The organism is Amycolatopsis sp. NPDC104775 (assembly GCF_055583325.1).
This window is the reverse complement of the sequence record NZ_JBVJOE010000002.1, coordinates 412,455-429,272: the sequence shown is the minus strand read 5'-3', so window position 1 is coordinate 429,272 and position 16,818 is coordinate 412,455. Positions and strand designations below refer to the sequence as shown.

Annotated in this window: 17 protein-coding genes; 6 read left to right on the top strand and 11 right to left on the bottom strand. The window is 69.7% G+C overall.

Annotation, left to right across the window (positions count from 1 at the left end; translation table 11 throughout):
• Positions 1 to 82: 82 nt before the first annotated feature.
• The 3 genes from ACZ63D_RS10780 to ACZ63D_RS10770 form a co-directional block, all read right to left on the bottom strand.
• Positions 83 to 1,354 carry an aminotransferase family protein gene (locus ACZ63D_RS10780; protein WP_465354069.1) on the bottom strand — a complete coding sequence of 424 codons (1,272 nt, stop codon included), beginning with the start codon at positions 1,352 to 1,354 and terminating at the stop codon, positions 83 to 85.
• Positions 1,355 to 1,423: 69 nt separating this feature from the next.
• Positions 1,424 to 1,708 (bottom strand): hypothetical protein, encoded by a 285-nt coding sequence (locus ACZ63D_RS10775; RefSeq protein ID WP_465354068.1) that lies wholly within the window; start codon positions 1,706 to 1,708, stop codon positions 1,424 to 1,426.
• 14 nt (positions 1,709 to 1,722) lie between these two features.
• The gene (locus ACZ63D_RS10770; protein ID WP_465354067.1) at positions 1,723 to 3,051 is read right to left on the bottom strand and encodes an MFS transporter; all 1,329 of its coding nucleotides are present in this window, start codon (positions 3,049 to 3,051) and stop codon (positions 1,723 to 1,725) included.
• 250 nt (positions 3,052 to 3,301) lie between these two features.
• Here ACZ63D_RS10770 and ACZ63D_RS10765 point away from each other — a divergent pair, with 250 nt between their 5' ends.
• The gene (locus ACZ63D_RS10765) at positions 3,302 to 3,982 is read left to right on the top strand and encodes a GntR family transcriptional regulator (RefSeq protein WP_465354066.1); all 681 of its coding nucleotides are present in this window, start codon (positions 3,302 to 3,304) and stop codon (positions 3,980 to 3,982) included.
• Positions 3,983 to 3,986: 4 nt separating this feature from the next.
• Here ACZ63D_RS10765 and ACZ63D_RS10760 read toward each other — a convergent pair whose 3' ends face one another.
• The 4 genes from ACZ63D_RS10760 to ACZ63D_RS10745 all read right to left on the bottom strand — a co-directional run bounded on the left by ACZ63D_RS10760 (position 3,987) and on the right by ACZ63D_RS10745 (position 7,453).
• Positions 3,987 to 4,418, bottom strand: a complete 432-nt coding sequence (locus tag ACZ63D_RS10760) for an EVE domain-containing protein (protein ID WP_465354065.1) — start codon at positions 4,416 to 4,418, stop codon at positions 3,987 to 3,989.
• A complete protein-coding gene (locus ACZ63D_RS10755) occupies positions 4,415 to 5,272 on the bottom strand; it encodes an NAD(P)H-binding protein (protein ID WP_465354064.1) in 858 nt (285 codons plus the stop codon). Before ACZ63D_RS10755 ends, ACZ63D_RS10760 begins: the two co-directional genes overlap by 4 nt.
• Entirely contained in the window at positions 5,265 to 5,633 is a 369-nt protein-coding gene (locus ACZ63D_RS10750) for a VOC family protein (protein WP_465354063.1), read from the bottom strand. Before ACZ63D_RS10750 ends, ACZ63D_RS10755 begins: the two co-directional genes overlap by 8 nt.
• A 173-nt stretch (positions 5,634 to 5,806) precedes the next feature.
• A complete protein-coding gene (locus ACZ63D_RS10745; protein WP_465354062.1) occupies positions 5,807 to 7,453 on the bottom strand; it encodes a thiamine pyrophosphate-binding protein in 1,647 nt (548 codons plus the stop codon).
• 183 nt (positions 7,454 to 7,636) lie between these two features.
• Between ACZ63D_RS10745 and ACZ63D_RS10740 the strand changes: the two genes are divergently transcribed.
• Positions 7,637 to 9,004 (top strand): WS/DGAT/MGAT family O-acyltransferase, encoded by a 1,368-nt coding sequence (locus ACZ63D_RS10740; protein WP_465354061.1) that lies wholly within the window; start codon positions 7,637 to 7,639, stop codon positions 9,002 to 9,004.
• Positions 9,005 to 9,008: 4 nt separating this feature from the next.
• On the opposite strand, the gene ACZ63D_RS10735 is transcribed toward ACZ63D_RS10740, so the two are convergent.
• The gene (locus ACZ63D_RS10735; protein WP_465354060.1) at positions 9,009 to 9,959 is read right to left on the bottom strand and encodes an aldo/keto reductase; all 951 of its coding nucleotides are present in this window, start codon (positions 9,957 to 9,959) and stop codon (positions 9,009 to 9,011) included.
• Between the two features lie 85 nt (positions 9,960 to 10,044).
• Between ACZ63D_RS10735 and ACZ63D_RS10730 the strand changes: the two genes are divergently transcribed.
• Positions 10,045 to 11,265, top strand: a complete 1,221-nt coding sequence (locus ACZ63D_RS10730) for an MFS transporter (RefSeq protein WP_465354059.1) — start codon at positions 10,045 to 10,047, stop codon at positions 11,263 to 11,265.
• Here the strand turns inward: ACZ63D_RS10730 and ACZ63D_RS10725 are convergent.
• Genes ACZ63D_RS10725 through ACZ63D_RS10715 form a run of 3 tightly spaced genes read right to left on the bottom strand, consistent with a single transcriptional unit; the run spans position 11,231 to position 14,050 of the window.
• Positions 11,231 to 11,707 carry a MaoC family dehydratase gene (locus ACZ63D_RS10725; RefSeq protein ID WP_465354058.1) on the bottom strand — a complete coding sequence of 159 codons (477 nt, stop codon included), beginning with the start codon at positions 11,705 to 11,707 and terminating at the stop codon, positions 11,231 to 11,233. The genes ACZ63D_RS10730 and ACZ63D_RS10725 overlap by 35 nt on opposite strands.
• Before the next feature lie 31 nt (positions 11,708 to 11,738).
• Entirely contained in the window at positions 11,739 to 13,121 is a 1,383-nt protein-coding gene (locus ACZ63D_RS10720) for an amidase (protein ID WP_465354057.1), read from the bottom strand.
• Complete coding sequence (locus tag ACZ63D_RS10715; protein ID WP_465354056.1) at positions 13,103 to 14,050, bottom strand: D-2-hydroxyacid dehydrogenase; 948 nt, start codon at positions 14,048 to 14,050, stop codon at positions 13,103 to 13,105. Before ACZ63D_RS10715 ends, ACZ63D_RS10720 begins: the two co-directional genes overlap by 19 nt.
• 164 nt (positions 14,051 to 14,214) lie before the next feature.
• Here ACZ63D_RS10715 and ACZ63D_RS10710 point away from each other — a divergent pair, with 164 nt between their 5' ends.
• Genes ACZ63D_RS10710 through ACZ63D_RS10700 form a run of 3 tightly spaced genes read left to right on the top strand, consistent with a single transcriptional unit; the run spans position 14,215 to position 16,426 of the window.
• Positions 14,215 to 14,955 carry a maleate cis-trans isomerase family protein gene (locus ACZ63D_RS10710; protein WP_465354055.1) on the top strand — a complete coding sequence of 247 codons (741 nt, stop codon included), beginning with the start codon at positions 14,215 to 14,217 and terminating at the stop codon, positions 14,953 to 14,955.
• 46 nt (positions 14,956 to 15,001) lie between these two features.
• A complete protein-coding gene (locus tag ACZ63D_RS10705; RefSeq protein WP_465354054.1) occupies positions 15,002 to 15,736 on the top strand; it encodes a maleate cis-trans isomerase family protein in 735 nt (244 codons plus the stop codon).
• A gap of 3 nt (positions 15,737 to 15,739) precedes the next feature.
• Complete coding sequence (locus ACZ63D_RS10700; protein WP_465354053.1) at positions 15,740 to 16,426, top strand: GntR family transcriptional regulator; 687 nt, start codon at positions 15,740 to 15,742, stop codon at positions 16,424 to 16,426.
• Positions 16,427 to 16,818: the final 392 nt, after the last annotated feature.

Sequence of the window (16,818 nt, the reverse complement as noted above, 5' to 3'; positions counted from 1 at the left end):
GGAATTCTCTCCGGGTACCCCCTTTTAGAAAAAAAAACCCCCCCCCCACCCCCCCCCCCCCCCCCCCGGTGTCGTAAGAACGTCAGTTCTTCAGCAACCGGTCCAACGCCTGCGGAACGGCCGCGGCCAGCAGGTCCAGTTCGGCTTCCTCGGCGACCAGCGGCGGCGACACGGCCATTCCCTTGCCGAGCGAGCGCACGATCACGCCCTCCTCAAGCAGGAACTTGTGCAGCCGTCCGGGGGCGCCCGGGTCCGCGGCCAGCAGGTCCGGCGCCAGTTCCACCGCGGCCAGGAATCCCAGCCCGGCCCGGACTTCCGCCACCGCGGGATGTCCGACCGCGCCGGAAAGCGCGTCCGCGAGCGGTTTCTCCAGCGCTTTACCGCGCGGGATGATGTCGTCGCGCTCGTAGATGTCCAACGTCGCGTTCGCCGCGGCACAGGCCACTGGGTGACCGGCGTACGTCGCGCCGTGGCGCAGGATCGGGGCGCCCGGGCGGCCGGTGAAGAACGGCTCCGCCACGTGTGGCGCCACCAGCAGCACGCCAAGCGGGATCGTTCCGCTCGTCACGCCCTTCGCGGTGGTCACCAGGTCCGGCTGCACCGGCCAGCGGTCGATGCCGTACCAGGTGCCGAGCCGCCCCCACGCGCAGATCACGCAGTCCGCGACGAACAGCACCTCGTGCTTGCGGCAGATCGCCGCCACTTCCTCGATATAGCCGTCCGGCGGCAGCAGCACGCCGCCCGCGCCGATCACTGGTTCGCAGAAGAACGCGGCCACCCGCTCCGGGCCGACGCGGAGGATTTCCTCTTCCAGCGCCGCCGCGTTGTCGTAGGGCACCTGCGAGAAATCGGCGGCTGGCGGCCCCCAGCCCTCCGCGTTCGCCGGGATCCCGGCCGCGGCGGTGCCGAATCCGTGGGTGCCGTGGTAACCCTGGGTCCGGCTGATGACGTGGGTCTTGTCCGGGCGTCCAGTGTGGACGAAGTAGGACCGGGCGATCTTCACCGCGGTGTCCACCATGTCGCCGCCGCCCGAACCGAGGAACACCTTCGACCCGGGCACCGGAGCCAGCTCGGACAGCCGCGACGCCAGCTTCAAAGCCGGTTCGTTCGCGACCCCGCCGAACAAGTTGTACGCGTCGAGCTTCTCCAGCTGCTCGGTGACCGCGCGGGTGATCTCGGGACGGCCGTGGCCGAGGTTCGAGTACCACAGCGACGCGGAGGCGTCGAAGTAGCGGCGGCCCGCGTCGTCCCAGACATAAGACCCCTCGCCGCGGGTCACCACGAACCGGTTCCCGTCGACCGCGCCCATGTCCGCGAACGGGTGCCACAGCGGGTTCGGCTGCTGGTCCGGCATTGCTCCTCCTCGGGGTCGGCTCAACCGGCCGGCGCCGCGGGGAGCGGCGACCGGCCGCCGCCGCCCTTTCTACCCGCCCGGCCGGGGATCGGCTAACCGCGACCCCTCGACGCGCGCCATCGCGGAACTCCGCAGTCCGGGGTCCCGATGGCTCCGATGGCGCTGTCCCCGGCCGGGCAGACTGGGCGCGGGCCGCCGCGACGGGCGGCGGCACGCGAGCTCGCCCTTGTACAGCTCGGCGGCGCGGACCAGATCGGCGTAGGCCTCGACGTGGATCCGGTTGATCGCGTCGTGCGCGTCCCGGGCGGCCGCGTCGAGCCACGCGCAATAGTCGTTCCTGGTGCGAGTCCGCATCGCACGCTCCCTGCTCAGACGTTTTCGACGGTGGTCACCGGTGCGTTCGCGGGCGCGGAACCGAGCGGCGCGCCCTTCCGGTCCTTCACGAGGAAGCTCGTGACCAGGCCGACCACGGTCATCACGGCGAGGTAGCCGCCGACCGCGTAGACCGTTCCGGTGCTGGTCTGCAGTGCCTCGGCGATGGTCGGCGCGAACGCCCCGCCGAGCACCGCGCCGATCGCGTAGGAGATCGCCGCGCCGCTGTAGCGGACCGTGGTCGGGTACATCTCCGCGTACAGCGCCGACTGCGGACCGTAGGTGAGCCCGAGCCCGACCGAGAACAGCACCAGCGCGAGAACGAGCAGCCCGACGCTTCCCGTGTTGACCAGCGCGAAGAACGGGAACATCCAGACCAGCTGCACCACGAACCCGATCTGGTAGGTGCGCAGGCGTCCGATCCGGTCGGCGAGCCAGCCGCCGGCGAGCGTGCTCAGCAGCCAGGCGACGGCGGAGATCATCACCGCGATCAGCACCGTCGAACGGTCCAGGTGCAGTGATTTGGTCGCATACGACTGCACATATCCGCCGGTGGTCATGTACCCGACGGCGTTGTTGGCCGCGAACAGCAGCGCGCCCGCGACGACCAGCTTCCAGTGGTGCCGGAACAGCTGCACCAGCGGCAGGCTCGACCGCGCCTTCTTCTCGCGGACCTCCTCGAACACCGGGCTTTCCGCGACCCTCGACCGGATCATCAGGCCAGCCACGATCAGCACGACGCTCAGCAGGAACGGGATCCGCCAGCCCCACGCCAGGAACTGCTCCGGCGTCGTCAGCGCGGTGACCAGCGCGAGAACGCCGTTGGCCAGCAGCAGCCCGATCGGCACGCCGATCTGCGGGAACGCGCCGTACAGCCCGCGCCGCTGCGCGGGCGCGTGCTCGACCGCGAGCAATGCCGCACCGCCCCATTCGCCGCCCGCGGAAAGCCCCTGCACGATCCGCAGCAACACCAGGATGATCGGAGCCCACACGCCAATCGACGCGGTGTTCGGCACCAGGCCGATCAGCACCGTCGAGATCCCCATCAGCAGCAGGGTGAGGATCAGCATCGCGCGCCTGCCGAGCCGGTCGCCGAGATGCCCGGCGATCACCGCGCCGATCGGGCGGAAGAAGAAGCTGATGCCGACCGTCGCGAAGGACAGGATCAGCGCGTCCTTGCCGAGCACCGCGAAATACTGCGTGGCGAAGACCAGCCCGGCGCAGATCGCGTAGATGAAGAAGTCGAACCATTCGATGGTCGTGCCGGCCATCGCCGCCAGCACGACGCGGCGGTGCTCTCGGCTGATCCCGGTCGTGCGCGGCATCGCGCCTCCCTGCTGCTGACGGTGCTCCCAGGCCGTGGCAGATCGTATATAATCAGTCGCCATCCCGACAAGACTCAATGCGGTAACTGAGCAGGCTTTTTGTCTACATTGGTCGGAATCGCGAGCGTGCGCGTGGTTTCCACGCAGCGGCCGCGATCGGCAGATAGTATATTATTTAGCGCACCAAACGGACCGGTTACCGTGGCCTGGACACCCCGCCCTGGCGGGTTGCGAAGGGGAGGCGACAGGGATGTCCACAACGCATGAGCAAGCCGGCGGGCTCAGCAAGAGCCAGCACACGTATCAGGTGCTGAAATCGCGGATCACCGCCGGCGCGTACCCGGCCGGGCACCGGCTGGTGCTCGGCTCGCTGGCCAAGGAATTCGACGTGAGCACGGTCCCGGTGCGGGAAGCGGTGCGGCTGCTGCAGGCCGAGGGGCTGGTGCACTTCGAACGCAACGTCGGCGCGACCGTCGCGGCGATCGACCCGGTCGGCTACGAGCACACGATGCAGATGCTCGCGATCGTGGAAAGCGCGGCCACCGCGCTGGCCGCCCCGCATCTGACGGCCGACGACCTCGCCGAAGCCACCGAGCTCAACGACCGCATGCGCGCCGGTCTCGACCAGCTCGAACCCGTCGAGTTCACCCGGCTCAACCACGAGTTCCACGAGGTGCTCTACACCCGCTGCCCCAACCCGAGCCTGGTCGACCTGGTCACCAAGGGCTGGGCGCGGCTGGCCACGATCCGCGATTCGACGTTCTCGTTCGTGCCCGCCCGAGCGCTCGCGTCCGTCGCCGAACACGACCAGCTGCTGGACCTGATCCGGGCCGGTTCCGGCCCCGAATGGATCGAACACTGCGCGCGGGCGCACCGGTCGGCGACGCTGGACGCGTTCCTCCGCTGGGAAGCGGACGCGCACCAGGGCTGAGACTTCACCCAGTCATACGCGCGCGGATCGTCGCGAAATCCTCCGGCGGAATGGTGAACAGGCCACGGCGGAACGGCAAACCCCAATGCGTGGAATCGGTGACGAACGACAACTGCTCGACCAACGGCTTCGCGTCCACGCGCTGGCAAGCGTGAAAGGAAGCCGCGAGCCGCCAAGGCCGGAACTCGTCACTCACGTAGGCCTGGTAAGGCTTTTCGCCGGTGATGGTGGCCCACGCGGTGAACTGCCGCACGGGAGCGCCGCCCTGCAAGCTCGTGCGCGGCGAATAGAAAATCATCTCATCGCCAGGACGCGGCTGGCGAAGACGCTTGCCCGCGCCGTGGTCCGCCTGGGTGAAGCCGCCCTCGATGGCGGCTTCCACATGGTCCAGGCTGACGGTGTTGATCCAGAACTGCTGGCCGGGAGAGGCGGTCACTTCGCCGTCAGCCCTTCGACAAGGCCGGTCGTCGGCCTGCCGATGAGCCGGGATAGATCGTCGCCGACCCGGGCGAAAACCCCGGCGGCAATGGTTTCGTCGAGGCTGACCAAGAAGCTGGCCAGTCCGCCGTCCATTCCCGTCTTCACCAGCATTTCGCGCAATTCTTCGGGGGCGACCGGCCGATACGCGACTTCCCGCTCCAGCACAACAGACATCGCTTCGGCGATATCGGCGTAGGTGAAGTCCGTGTCGCCGGAAAGGCTGTAGGTGACATTGTCGTGCCCCTCGGTGGCGACCACGACGGCCAGCGCCTCAGCCAGGTCCTTCCGGCGGGCTGCCGCGACCACTGCCGCACCGGCCGCCGCGGCGAAAACGCCGGTGAAACGGGGGCCGGCCAGCGACTGGACATAGTTCTCGATGTACCAGGTGTTCCGCAGAATCGTGTACGGCACACCGGAATCGATCAGGGCCTGCTCAGTCGCCCGATGGTCCGCGTTGAGCTCGAACCGGGCATCGTCGGCCCGGACTCCGCTGGTGTAGTAAACGTGCCGGACATTCGCGGACTTCGCGGCCTCGATGACCGACTCGTGCTGGGCAAGGCGATTCTCGTCGCGTCCCGAGATCAGCACGATGTCCGAGTGCCGGGCGACCAATTCCGCGACGGCGGCGGAATCCGACAGGTCGACCGCCGCGGCGCCGAATCCGGCAGAAGCAATTTCCGCCAGGCGCGACTGATTCCGACCGGCCGCGGTCATTGTCGCGGGATTGATTTCCCTGGCGGCCAGCGCGTCCAGGACGTGCTGGCCGAGCGCTCCGGTAGCCCCGAAAACCAGGGTGCTCGGCTCAGCCACGGTCGTGCAGGGTGACGTGGTAGCCGTCGGGGTCGGCGAAGGTGAACGTGCGGCCGAAGGGACCGTCGACCGGCTCGGAGACGATGGAGTGCCCGCCAGCGACGAGCGCGTCGTGAATGGCCTGCACGTCGGTGGCGAGCAGCCAGACCGCGGCCCCGATGCCAGGCCGCGCGGCGGAGGCGAGATCGGTGCCGGGAACGACGTCGCGAAGGGCGAACGCGATGGGCTTCGTTTCGAAGACCACGGCGTGCGGCGGTCCGGCGGGCGAGCGGACGAGGCCGAGGTACTGCTCGTAGAACGCCTGCGATGCGTCCAGGTCACGCACCTGGAGCGAGAGGAAATCGGGGCCGATGGCGGGCAAGGCACTGCTCCTTCTGGTCGTGTCAGGTTCCTGACACGACCCACTGTATGTCAGGAACCTGACAAGAGCAACCCCATGGCGGTACCAGCTTGGAGACCCGCAGAAGACCGTGCGGGGAACCCCGAAGGAATCAGATTCCCTCAGGGTTCCCCTCACGGAGGGTGGACTTCAGGTCAGCCGCGCGGTTTCCGGTACCACCGCGGCGAAGTGTTCAGCGGCGGCTTGAGCTTCGCCCGCACCACCAGCACGTTCGGCTCGTCCGATTCCACGAATTCGCTCAGCAGCCGGCGAAACGCGCGGCCGAAGCCGGACACCCGGTCCGCGTGCACGCCGAACGAACGGGCCAGTCCGACGAAATCCGGGCTGTCCCAGTCGACTCCGCGGCGCGGCAGGCCTTCCTGGTCCTGGTCGAAGCGCAGCATGCCGTAGCCGCCGTCGTCCACGATCACGACCGTCACCGGCAGCTGTTCCTCCGCCAGCGTCGCCAAATCCCCTACCGCGTAAAGGAAACCGCCGTCGCCGGTGACGCACAGAACACGGCCGCCGCCAGCCGCCTCGGCGGCCGCGCCCGCGCCGAGCGACGCCGGGAAGCCGTAACCGAGCGTGCCCCAGCCCATCGGATACGCCAGCCGCCGCGGCGCGCGCACCCGGTGGAAGCCGCCGATCCAGTACCCGGCGACGCACATGTCCGTGACGATCGTCCCGTCCGCCGGGAGCACTTCCTCCAAAGTGGACAGAAAGTCGGCGGCCTGCGGTTCCTCGTCGCGGATGCGCCTGCGCACCCGGCGGCCGATGCCGGCCAGCCGCGCGGACAGCTCGTCCAGGCCGGCGCGAGGTTCCGGGTGCAGGGATTCGACGACGCGGCGGGCGTCGCCGACCAGGGTGACGTCCGGCCGGTAGTTCTTCGCCGCGTCGCCCGCGTCGACGTTGATCGCGATCAGCTTCGGCGGGGCGGGCATCTGCCAGTTCTGCGTCATCAGGCCGTCGAAGTCGGTGCCGATCGCGAGCACCACGTCGGCCTCGTCCCACAGCTGCCCGACCTCCGGCGCGTGCACCGGATTCGGGGCCAGGCAAGGATGATCGAGCGGAAGCAGGCCGCGCGCGCCGAACGTGGTGAGCACCGGCGCGGCCAGCCGCTGGGCGAGATGCCCGATCGCTTCCCCGGCCTCCGAGCGCAACGCGCCGCCGCCCGCCCAGATCAGCGGACGGCGCGCGGACGCCAGCAGTTCCGCCGCGCGCGGCAGATCCGGCAGGTCGAGCACGCGCTCGGCGGGCGGCGCGGGAGGTTCGCGCGGCGGGGTGGGCTCGCGGAGAAAATCGGTCGGAATGCCCAGATACACCGGGCCGCTTTGCGGCATCAGCGCGAGCCGGGCGGCCCGGTGCAGCGTCGCGGCGATCTGGTCCGCGCGATGCACCGTGAAGCCGGCCTTGGTCACCGGAGCGAACATCGCCTGCTGGTCGGAAGTTTCGTGCAATACGCCGCGCACGACACCCGGACGGCGCAACGTCGACGGAATGTCCGTGGCGATCACGAGCACCGGAGCCGCGGACGCCATCGCTTCGCCGACCGCGCCGAGCGTGTTCGCCGCGCCAGGCCCCGTCGTCACGAGCGCGACGCCGAGTTTTCCCGTCCTGCGCGCATAACCGTCGGCGGCGTACCCCGCGGTCTGTTCGTGCCGGACGTTGACGAGCCGGATCCCGGTGTCCGCCAACGCCTCCCACAGCGGCAGGTTGTGGACTCCCGGCAGGCCGAACACCACCTCGGTCCCGAGAGCCGTGAGCGCGTCCCCCAGCTGCTGAGCTCCAGTCCGTCCTGCCACGCCAGCGATGGTATCCGCCTCGCGTGAGCAGCCGCAGACACGTCACCGGACAGGGTTTGTCATGATCGCGCGGCCCAGTTGTCCCCCACCTGGCCGCGTGATCTGAAACACCGGCTTTTTCGTGCGTACACTCCGGGGGCCGGGGACGCCGAGGCCCCCGGCGCGGCGGAAAGGGGTGGCGCAATGCCGTTGATGCCGGTGACCGACTCGATGTTCCTGATGGTCGAGACCCGCGAGCATCCGATGCACGTCGGCGGGCTCCAGCTGTTTCGCAAACCCGAGGGCGCCGGCGAGGACTATCTGCGCGATCTGCGCCGCTCCCTGCTGGAATCGGACAACATGCGCAGTGTGTTCCGGATGCGGCCGAGCCGTCCGGTGAACACCGTCGGGCACGTGCGCTGGTCGCGCGACGCCGACCTGGAACTCGACTACCACTTCCGGCATTCCGCGCTGCCGCAGCCGGGCCGCGTCCGCGAACTGCTCGAACTCACCTCGCGCTGGCACAGCACGCTGCTCGACCGGCACCGGCCGCTGTGGGAAACGCATCTCATCGAGGGACTGCGCGACGGCCGGTTCGCCGTGTACTCGAAGATCCATCACGCGCTGATGGACGGTGTTTCGGCGCTGCGGCATCTGCAGGGCACGCTGTCGGACGATCCGGCCGATCTGGACTGCCCGCCGCCGTGGGGTTCGCGGGAAAAGCCCGCCTCGAACCACAACGGCCGCGCGCCCGCGTCGCCGTTCGCCCTGGTGGGCAAGGCGTTCGAGCAGGTCGCGGGAATCGCGCCGGCCGCGGCGAAGGTGGCGCGCGAGGCGTTCCGCGAACACCGGCTCACGCTGCCGATGCAAGCGCCGAAGACGATGCTGAACGTGCCGATCGGCGGCGCGCGCCGGTTCGCCGCGCAGTCCTGGCCGCTCGACCGGGTGCGCGAGGTCGCGACCGCGGCGGGGGTGTCCCGCAACGACGTCGTGCTCGCGATGTGCTCCGGCGCGCTGCGCGATTACCTGATCGAACAAAGCGCGCTGCCGGACGCGCCGCTGGTCGCGATGGTGCCGGTGTCGCTGCGCCGGCGCGACTCCGGCGACGCGACCGGCAACAATATCGGCGCGCTGCTGTGCAACCTGGCCACCGACCTGACCGACCCGGCACAGCGGCTGGCCGCGATCTCGGAGTCGATGTCGAACGGAAAGAAGCTGTTCTCGCAGCTGTCGCCACTGCAGACGCTGCTGCTGTCCGGGATCAACGTGGCCCAGCTTGGCGCGTCGCCGATCCCTGGTGTCGTCGGCAACACGCGGCCGCCGTTCAACCTGGTGATCTCGAACGTCCCCGGCCCGCGCAAGCAGATGTACTGGAACGGCGCGGCGCTCGACGGCATCTACCCGGCGTCAGTGCTGCTCGACGGACAAGCCCTGAACATCACTCTGACCAGCAACGGGGACAACCTCGACTTCGGCGTCACCGGGTGCCGGCGCAGTGTCCCGCATCTGCAGCGGATCCTGACGCATCTGGACACGGCGCTGGCCGAGCTGGAATTCGCCACCCGGGGGTAGCCGGTCAGTCAATGCCTTCCGGGCTGGCCCCGCCGACCGGCACGGCCTCCGCGACGATCCGGTCGATCTCGGCGAGGTCCGCCGGGGTGAGCTGGAAGCCGGTCGCGCTCTTCTCGATGCTGGCCGGGCGGCGGGCACCGATGATGGCGACGTCGACCTTCGCCAGCGTCCACGCGATGGCCAGCTGACTCACCGCCGCTCCTCGCTCCGCAGCGAACGCGGCGAGCTGGTCGACGATCTTCAGATTGTGTCGCAACGACTCTCCGCGGAAGGCGGACGAGCGCGACCGCCAGTCCGAGGGGTCGAAGACTGTCCCAGCGGTGAGCGAGCCGGTGAGCAAACCGCTGCCGAGCGCGCTGTAGGCGAGCACGCCGATGTTCCGCGCGCGGGCATACGGGAGCGGGTCGGTTTCCGCGTCACGGCGGAAGAGATGGTAGGGCACCTGGACGGTTTCCACCGTCTCGTTCAATGCGCTGAGCTGCGCGGTGTCGTAATTCGACACCCCGACGTGGCGGATCTTGCCCGTGGCCACGAGTTCCCGCAGCGTTCCGGCGACCTCGTCCGCTGGCGTCCGCGGATCGGGCCAATGGATTTGGTAGAGGTCGAGGTGATCGACGCCGAGCGCGCGCAGGCTGTCGTCCACTCCCTGGACGAGCCACGCTCGGCGTGAATCGCGGATGCGGTCGGAGCCGGGGTGCGTCCCGCCTTTCGTCGCGATCACGACGCTGTCGCGGCGGTGGTCGAGTTCGCTGCGCAAGGCTTTGCCCAGCAGCGACTCGGCGGCGCCGTAAGCACGTGCGGTGTCGAAGAGCGTGATGCCCAGCTCGTACGCGCGCCGGATCGCCGCGATCGCGGTGTCCTCGTCGAAGCTTCCCCACTGACCGCCGAACCCGCCGGTGCCGAAGGCGATCCGGGACACTTCGAGGCCGCTGCGGCCAAGGGTGGTCGTCCGCATGGGCCGAGCACAGCATCGCCGCCGGTTCACGGCCAGAGCTCTCACCTGCTGATTATTCGGTTGACAGCTACGGGAAGCTCGGCCGGTGAGCCTCCTGGAGCCGTTGCGGCACCGCAGTTTCCGCGCCCTCGCCGCCGGGCGGACGCTCGGCACCTTCGGCAATGCGGTCGCTCCGGTCGCGCTCGCGTTCGCGGTGCTCGACCGCACCGGGTCGGCGGTCGATCTCGGGCTGGTCGTCGGGGCCCGGTCGCTGGCGAACGTGCTGTTGCTGCTTTTCGGCGGCGTGCTCGCGGACCGGCTGCCGCGCGCGGTGATCCTGCAGGGCACCGAGGTCGCGGCCGGGCTCAGCCAGGCGCTCATCGCCGTGAGTGTCCTTTGTGGATTCTCCACGCTTCCGTTCCTCCTCTCGCTGAGCGTCGTCAACGGCGCGGTCTCGGCGATGTCGCTGCCCGCCGCGGCGGCGATCACTCCGCAGACGGTGCCGCGCACCCTGCTGGCCTCGTCGAACGCGTTGTTGCGGCTGCTGGTCAACGGCGGCCGCATCGCCGGAGCCGGAGTCGCCGGGGTCGCGGTCGCGACGGCCGGATCCGGCTGGGCGCTGGCGGTGAACGCGCTGCTGTTCTTCGCCGCCGCGCTCGCCTATCGCGGGGTCCGGCTTCCGCGGGCCGAGCGGACCTCCGGCGCGCGGCCGATCGCCGACCTGATCGCCGGATGGCACGAGTTCCGGTCCCGCACCTGGGTGTGGGTGGTGGTGGCGCAGTTCGCGTTCGTCAATGCCGCCGGGCTCGGCACCCTCGTGGTCATCGGGCCGGTCGTCGCGGACGAGACGTTCGGGCGATCCGCGTGGGGGCTGGCGCTGGCGATGCAGACGGCGGGCGCGCTGCTCGGCGGGATCGTCGCCGCGCATTGGCAACCTCGGCGCGCGCTGTTCGCCGGAGTCCTGCTGGTGACCGTGGAAGCGCTGCCGGTGCTGACGCTCGGCTGGTGGCCGTCGCTCGTCCCGCTGCTGGTCACGATGCTGCTGGCCGGGCTGGCGATGGAGCAGTTCTCCGTCGCGTGGGACGTCTCGCTGCAGGAACACATCCCGCCCGACCGGCTCGCCCGCGTGTACTCCTACGACATGCTGGGGTCGCTCGCCGCGATGCCGCTCGGGCAGATCGCCGCGGGTCCGGCCGTACAGCATTTCGGCCGCGAGCCGGTGCTGGTCGCGTGCGGGGTGCTGGTCCTCGTTTCCACCGGGCTCGCGTTGTGCAGCCGCGAGATCCGGCAGCTCACGAACCGGCCGGCCGTACCGACAGGAAGTTGACCGCGCTGGCGCTGAACACCAGCTCGTCGTCGCCGTTGAAAAGTTCCATCCGGGTGCGCACGAGGCCGCGGTCGGGCTTCGACTTCGACAGCCGCGCTTCGGTGACCGTCGCCCGCATCCGCAGCCGGTCCCCCGGCCGCACCGGACGCGGCCAGCGCAGCTCGTCGACACCGGGGCTGCCGAGGCTCGCGACCGACGACAGGTAGTGGTCGGCGAACATCCGCATCATCAGGCTCGACGTGTGCCAGCCGCTCGCGATCAGCCCGCCGAACGGACCCTCCTTCGCCGCCACCGGGTCGACGTGGAAGCTCTGCGGATCGTACTTCTCGGCGAACTCGATGATCTCCGCTTCGGTGACAGTCGTGTCGCCGAACTCGTACACCGATCCCTCGGGATAGTCCTCGAACCAGCGGTCGTCGATGGGCGCGGTGAACTCGGTCATGCGCGCCAGCCTGTCATTTCCCTGGCGGGCGTCACGGGGCGGCCCAGGGCCGGACCTCTTCCAGCAGTTTCGCCACCGCCAGCACGAGATCGTCCGAATGCCGCGGGCCGACGATCTGCAGGCCCACCGGGAGGCCCGCTTCGGTGCGTCCGGCCGGGACGCTGATCGCCGGCTGCTGCGTCATGTTGAACGGGTACGTGAACGGCGTCCACTCCGGCCATTCGGTCATCCCGCTGCCCGGCGGCACGTCGTGGCCCGCTTCGAACGGCGGGATCGGGACGGTCGGCGTGAGCAGGACGTCGTAGCGGGTGTGGAACTCGCCCATCAGAATGCCGAGCGCGGCACGTTCCGCGGTGGCGTCGAGGTAATCGCCCGCGGAGTAGGTGCGGCCCTTTTCCCATACGCGGCGCAGGCCCGGGTCGATCCGCGACTCGCTGCCCGGCGGGAACGCTTCGAGCGACTTCGCCGCGCCCGTGGACCACAGCACGTCGAAGGCGTCCTTCGGGTCGGCGAAACCGGGGTCGGCCTGCTCCACCTGCAACCCAGCGTCGGCGAGCGACTGCACTGCCGACTGAACGATCGCCGCGACTTCCGGGTCTACCGTGGCAAAACCGAGCGCGGGCGAGAACGCCGCGATCAACCCGCGCACGTCGCGCCGCACCGCCTCGCGGTACGCGCTGACCGGCGGCGCGAGCCCGGTCGGGTCGCGGTGGTCCGGCAGCGCGAGGACGTCGAGCAGCAGTGCCGTGTCGTCCACGCTGCGCGCCATCGGCCCGGCGTGCGCGAGCGGACCGAACGGGCTCGCCGGGAACAGCGGAACCCGGCCGTGGGTCGGCTTCATGCCGACGATTCCGCAGAACGACGCGGGAATCCGGATCGAGCCGCCGCCGTCGGTGCCGACGGACAGCTCGCCCATCGCCGCCGCGACCGCCGCCGCGCTGCCACCGCTGGATCCGCCCGCCGTCAGCCGCGGGTTCACCGGATTGCGGGTGATGCCCGCGAGCGCGCTGTCCGTGACGCCCTTCCAGGCGATCTCCGGCGTGGTCGTCTTGCCCAGCACCACCATGCCCGCCTCGCGCATCCGCGCCATCACCGGGCTGTCGACGTCCCACGGCTGGTCGACCGGGATGCTCGTGGAGCCGCGCAGCGTCGGCCAGCCCTGGGTGAGGAAGATGTCTTTGATCGACGCCGGAACCCCGTCGAGAGCGCCGATCGGATTCCCGTCCCGCCAGCGAGACTCGGCCGCTTTCGCCTGGTCCAGAGCGCGCTCCGCGTCGACGAGGCAGTAAGCGTTGATCTCGCCGTCGCGGTCTTCGATGTTCTGCAGAGCGCTCTTCGTCGCCTCGACCGGAGAAAGTTCGCCGGTGGCGTAGGCGGCGACGAGTTCGCTGGCGGTCAGTTCCCGGTCGCCCATCCGGCGCCTCCCTGCGATTCGGACGGCACGTAGCCGAGCCGTTTGTCCACGACGTTCCACAACGGCTCCCCGGCGAGCCAGCGCCGGAAGTTGCCCGCGAACACCTCTACCAGGGTCCGCCGCCAGCCGAGGAAGTCGCCCGACATGTGCGGGGACAGCAGGACGTCCGGCATGGTCCACAGTGGACTTTCGGCGGGCAGCGGCTCGGTCTCGAAGACGTCGAGCGCGGCTCCGGCGATCTCCCCCGCCCGCAGCGCCGCGATCAGATCAGACGTGACCACCAGTTCGCCTCGGCCCACGTTCACGAACCGGGCGGACGGTTTCATCGCGGCGAACGCGGCGGCGTCGAACATGCCCTTGGTCTGATCCGTCAGCGGCGCGACCGCGACGACGTAGTCGAATTCCGGCAGATACCGGGTCAGCTCGGCGGATTCGCGCACGACGCCGAAATCCGGATCCCCGACGCGAGCCCGGCGGCCCGCACCGGACACGCGCATCCCGGCCGCGCGCAGCATCCGCGCGATGGCCCTTCCGATCGGCCCGGTGCCGACCACCAGCACCTCCCGCCCGGCGATCCGCTCGGTTTCGCGGTGCTGCCACGTACCGGCGCGCTGCAGGTCGAGCGAACGCGCGAAGTCCTTGGCGAACGCCAGGACGACGCCGAGCACGTACTCGGCGATGGCGTCGTCGAACACCCCGCGCGAGTTCGTGAGCACGACGTCGCTCTCGCGCAGCCCCGGGAACAGCACCGGGTCGACGCCGGCGCTCGCGATGTGCAGCCACTGCAGCCGGTCCGCGGCATGCCACGCGCCGGGGACGGCATCGGAGAGGAAATCGTAGACGAAAAGCGCGTCGGCTCCGGCCAGCGCAGCGGCCAGCCCGCGCTCGTCGGTGTAACGAACTACCGCCGCGTCTTCGATAGCGGCCATGTCCGGTGGTTGGGCCGCCCCGCAGAGCACTGCCAGGACGGGTGTTTCCGGGGCGTTCACGATTGACACGGTAAAAGTGGCTCGTATGATTGTCAACAATCCGAGGACTACCCCCGGAGCACCGGACGGGCATCGGGCACAGGCGTTATTCCGGAGGCTGAACCTTGGATCTGGACTCTCTCGCGTTCGAGGGCCCGCTAGCCCAGCGCGGCATCGGCGTGATCGCGCCGTTCGACCTCGCGCTCGAGCGCGAACTGTGGCGGTGGGTGCCGATGGAGGTGTCCCTGCATCTCGCCCGCACCCCCTACGAACCAGTCCCGGTGAGCATGGAAATGGCGCAGCTGGTGAGCGACAGCCGGCACCTCGCCACGGCCACGCGCGACGTGCTGCACGTGGAGCCCGAGGTGGTCGCGTACCTGTGCACCTCGGGCAGCTTCGTGAACGGCATCGACTACGAACGCTCCCTCACCAAAGCGATCTGCGACGCGGGCGCGCCGGACGCGGTCACCACCTCCGGAGCACTGGTCGAGGTGCTGCACCAGCTCGACCTGCGCCGGGTCTCGGTGCTCACGCCCTACGACGCCGATCTCACCGGCAAACTCCACGATTTCCTCGCCGAGGTCGGCGTGGACACCGTGTCCAGTGACCATCTCGGACTGGGCGGCGGCATCTGGAAAGTCAGCTACCGCACCATTGCCGAGCGGATCCTGGCCGCGGACCACCGCGAGGCCGAGGCGATCTTCGTCAGCTGCACCAACCTCCCCACGTTCGATCTGATCGAGCCGCTGGAGAAGGCGCTCGGCAAACCCGTGCTGACCGCCAACCAGCTGACCATGTGGGCCTGCCTGCGCCGGATGCGGCTGCCCATCGTGGGTCCCGGCCAATGGCTGCGGGAAGTGTCTTGACCCCTCCCGCTAATATTGTCGACAATCTGCGCATCCCGGAGGTTTCGTGACCACGATCGGCTTCATCTACCCCGACCACGCGGCCGAGGACGACTACCCGCTCGCGGAACAGCTTCTCGGCGGCTCGGACGCCGCGGAAGGCGGCATCCGCCTGCCGGTCGCGCACATTTACGGCACCGACCTGCACGCCGTGCCGGAACTGCTCGACCTCGGCAGCGAAGCCCGGCTCGCCGAAGGCGCCCGGCTGCTCGCGGAGCACCAGCCGGAAGCTGTCGTGTGGGCTTGCACGTCCGGCAGCTTCGTGTACGGCTGGGACGGCGCGCACGACCAGGCCGACCAGCTCGCCAAGGCCGCCGGAGTGCCCGCTTCCAGCACGTCCTTCGCGTTCGTGCACGCGGCGAAAGCCCTTGGCGTGCAACGAGTCGCGGTGGCCGCGAGCTACCCCGACGACGTCGCGCGGCTGTTCGTGGACTTCCTTGCCGCGGGAGGCGTCGAGGTGCTGTCGATGTCGAGCGCCGACATCGACACCGCCGCCGAAGTGGGACAGCTCGCGCCCGAGGCCGTGCTGGACCTGGCGGTGAGCCACGACCACCCGGACGCCGACGCGGTCCTGGTGCCCGACACCGCGATGCGCACGCTCGGCGAGATCAGCGCCATCGAGGAAAAACTCGGCAAGCCGGTGCTGACCGCCAACCAGGTGACCGTGTGGGAAGGCCTGCGGCTGACCGGCACGAGCAGGCTGGTGCGTTCGCTGGGCGCGTTGTTCCGGACGAGGGGCTGAGCCGTGGTCGCACTGCCGGACATAGAACCGGTGAGCCGGGAATCGACCGCCGCGGTGATCGCGCGCCAGCTGCGCGACGCGATCATGACCGGCGCGCTCCCGCCGGGCACCCAGCTCGGCGAAACCGACCTGGCCGCCCGCTTCCAGGTCTCGCGCGGCCCGCTGCGCGAGGCGATGCAGCATCTCGTGTCCGAGGGACTGCTGCGCAGCGAACGGCACCGCGGCCTGTTCGTGATCGACCTCGAACCGGCGGACGTCTTCGACATCTACCTCGCCCGCTCGGCCGTGGAAAGGGCCGCCCTGCTGTGCGCCTTCCACGGCGACCGCGAGGCGGTAGCCGCGACGCTGGAACAGAACGTGGCCGACATGGCGGCGGCCGCGGACGATCCGGCCGCGTTGTCGGAAGCGGATCTGCGGTTCCACGAGGCCCTGATCAACGCGTCCGGCAGCAAACGGCTGGTCCGCATGGCCCGGACGCTGCTGATCGAAACGCGGATGTGCCTGACGTTGCTGCAGAGCACGTATCAGGGCGTGGAGGATCGGCTGGAGGAGCACACGCGGATCATCGAGGCGCTGCGTTCGGGCGACGAGGAGACGGCGCTGCAGCTGCTGGACGCGCATATGGAGGACGCGATCAGCCGTTTGCTGCCGGGGCGGAGTTTGAAGAACGGGACCGCGACGGCGGAGTGAGGCGGGTGGGTTCTCGACCGGTGTTCCGCTGGGAAAGGACACCGGAGCGCGAACGACGGCGGCACTACTGTCGAGCGAGACCGGTGGGTGCTCGGCCACCACACCTCCGGGCAGCGACGCCAACTGCCGGGGCGGAGCTTGAAGAACGCGACCGCGACGGCCGACCGAGGCCGATCGGATCACGACCCGTGCACCCCGGAGAAAGAACACCGGAGCAACGGCGGCACTGCTGCGGGGCGAGACCGGCGGGTTCTCGGCCACCGCACCGCCGAGCAACGACGCCAACCGCCCGGGCAGAGCTTGAAGAACGCGACCGCGACGGCCGACCGAGGCCGATCGGATCACGACCCGTGCACCCCGGAGAAAGAACACCGGAGCAACGGCGGCACTGC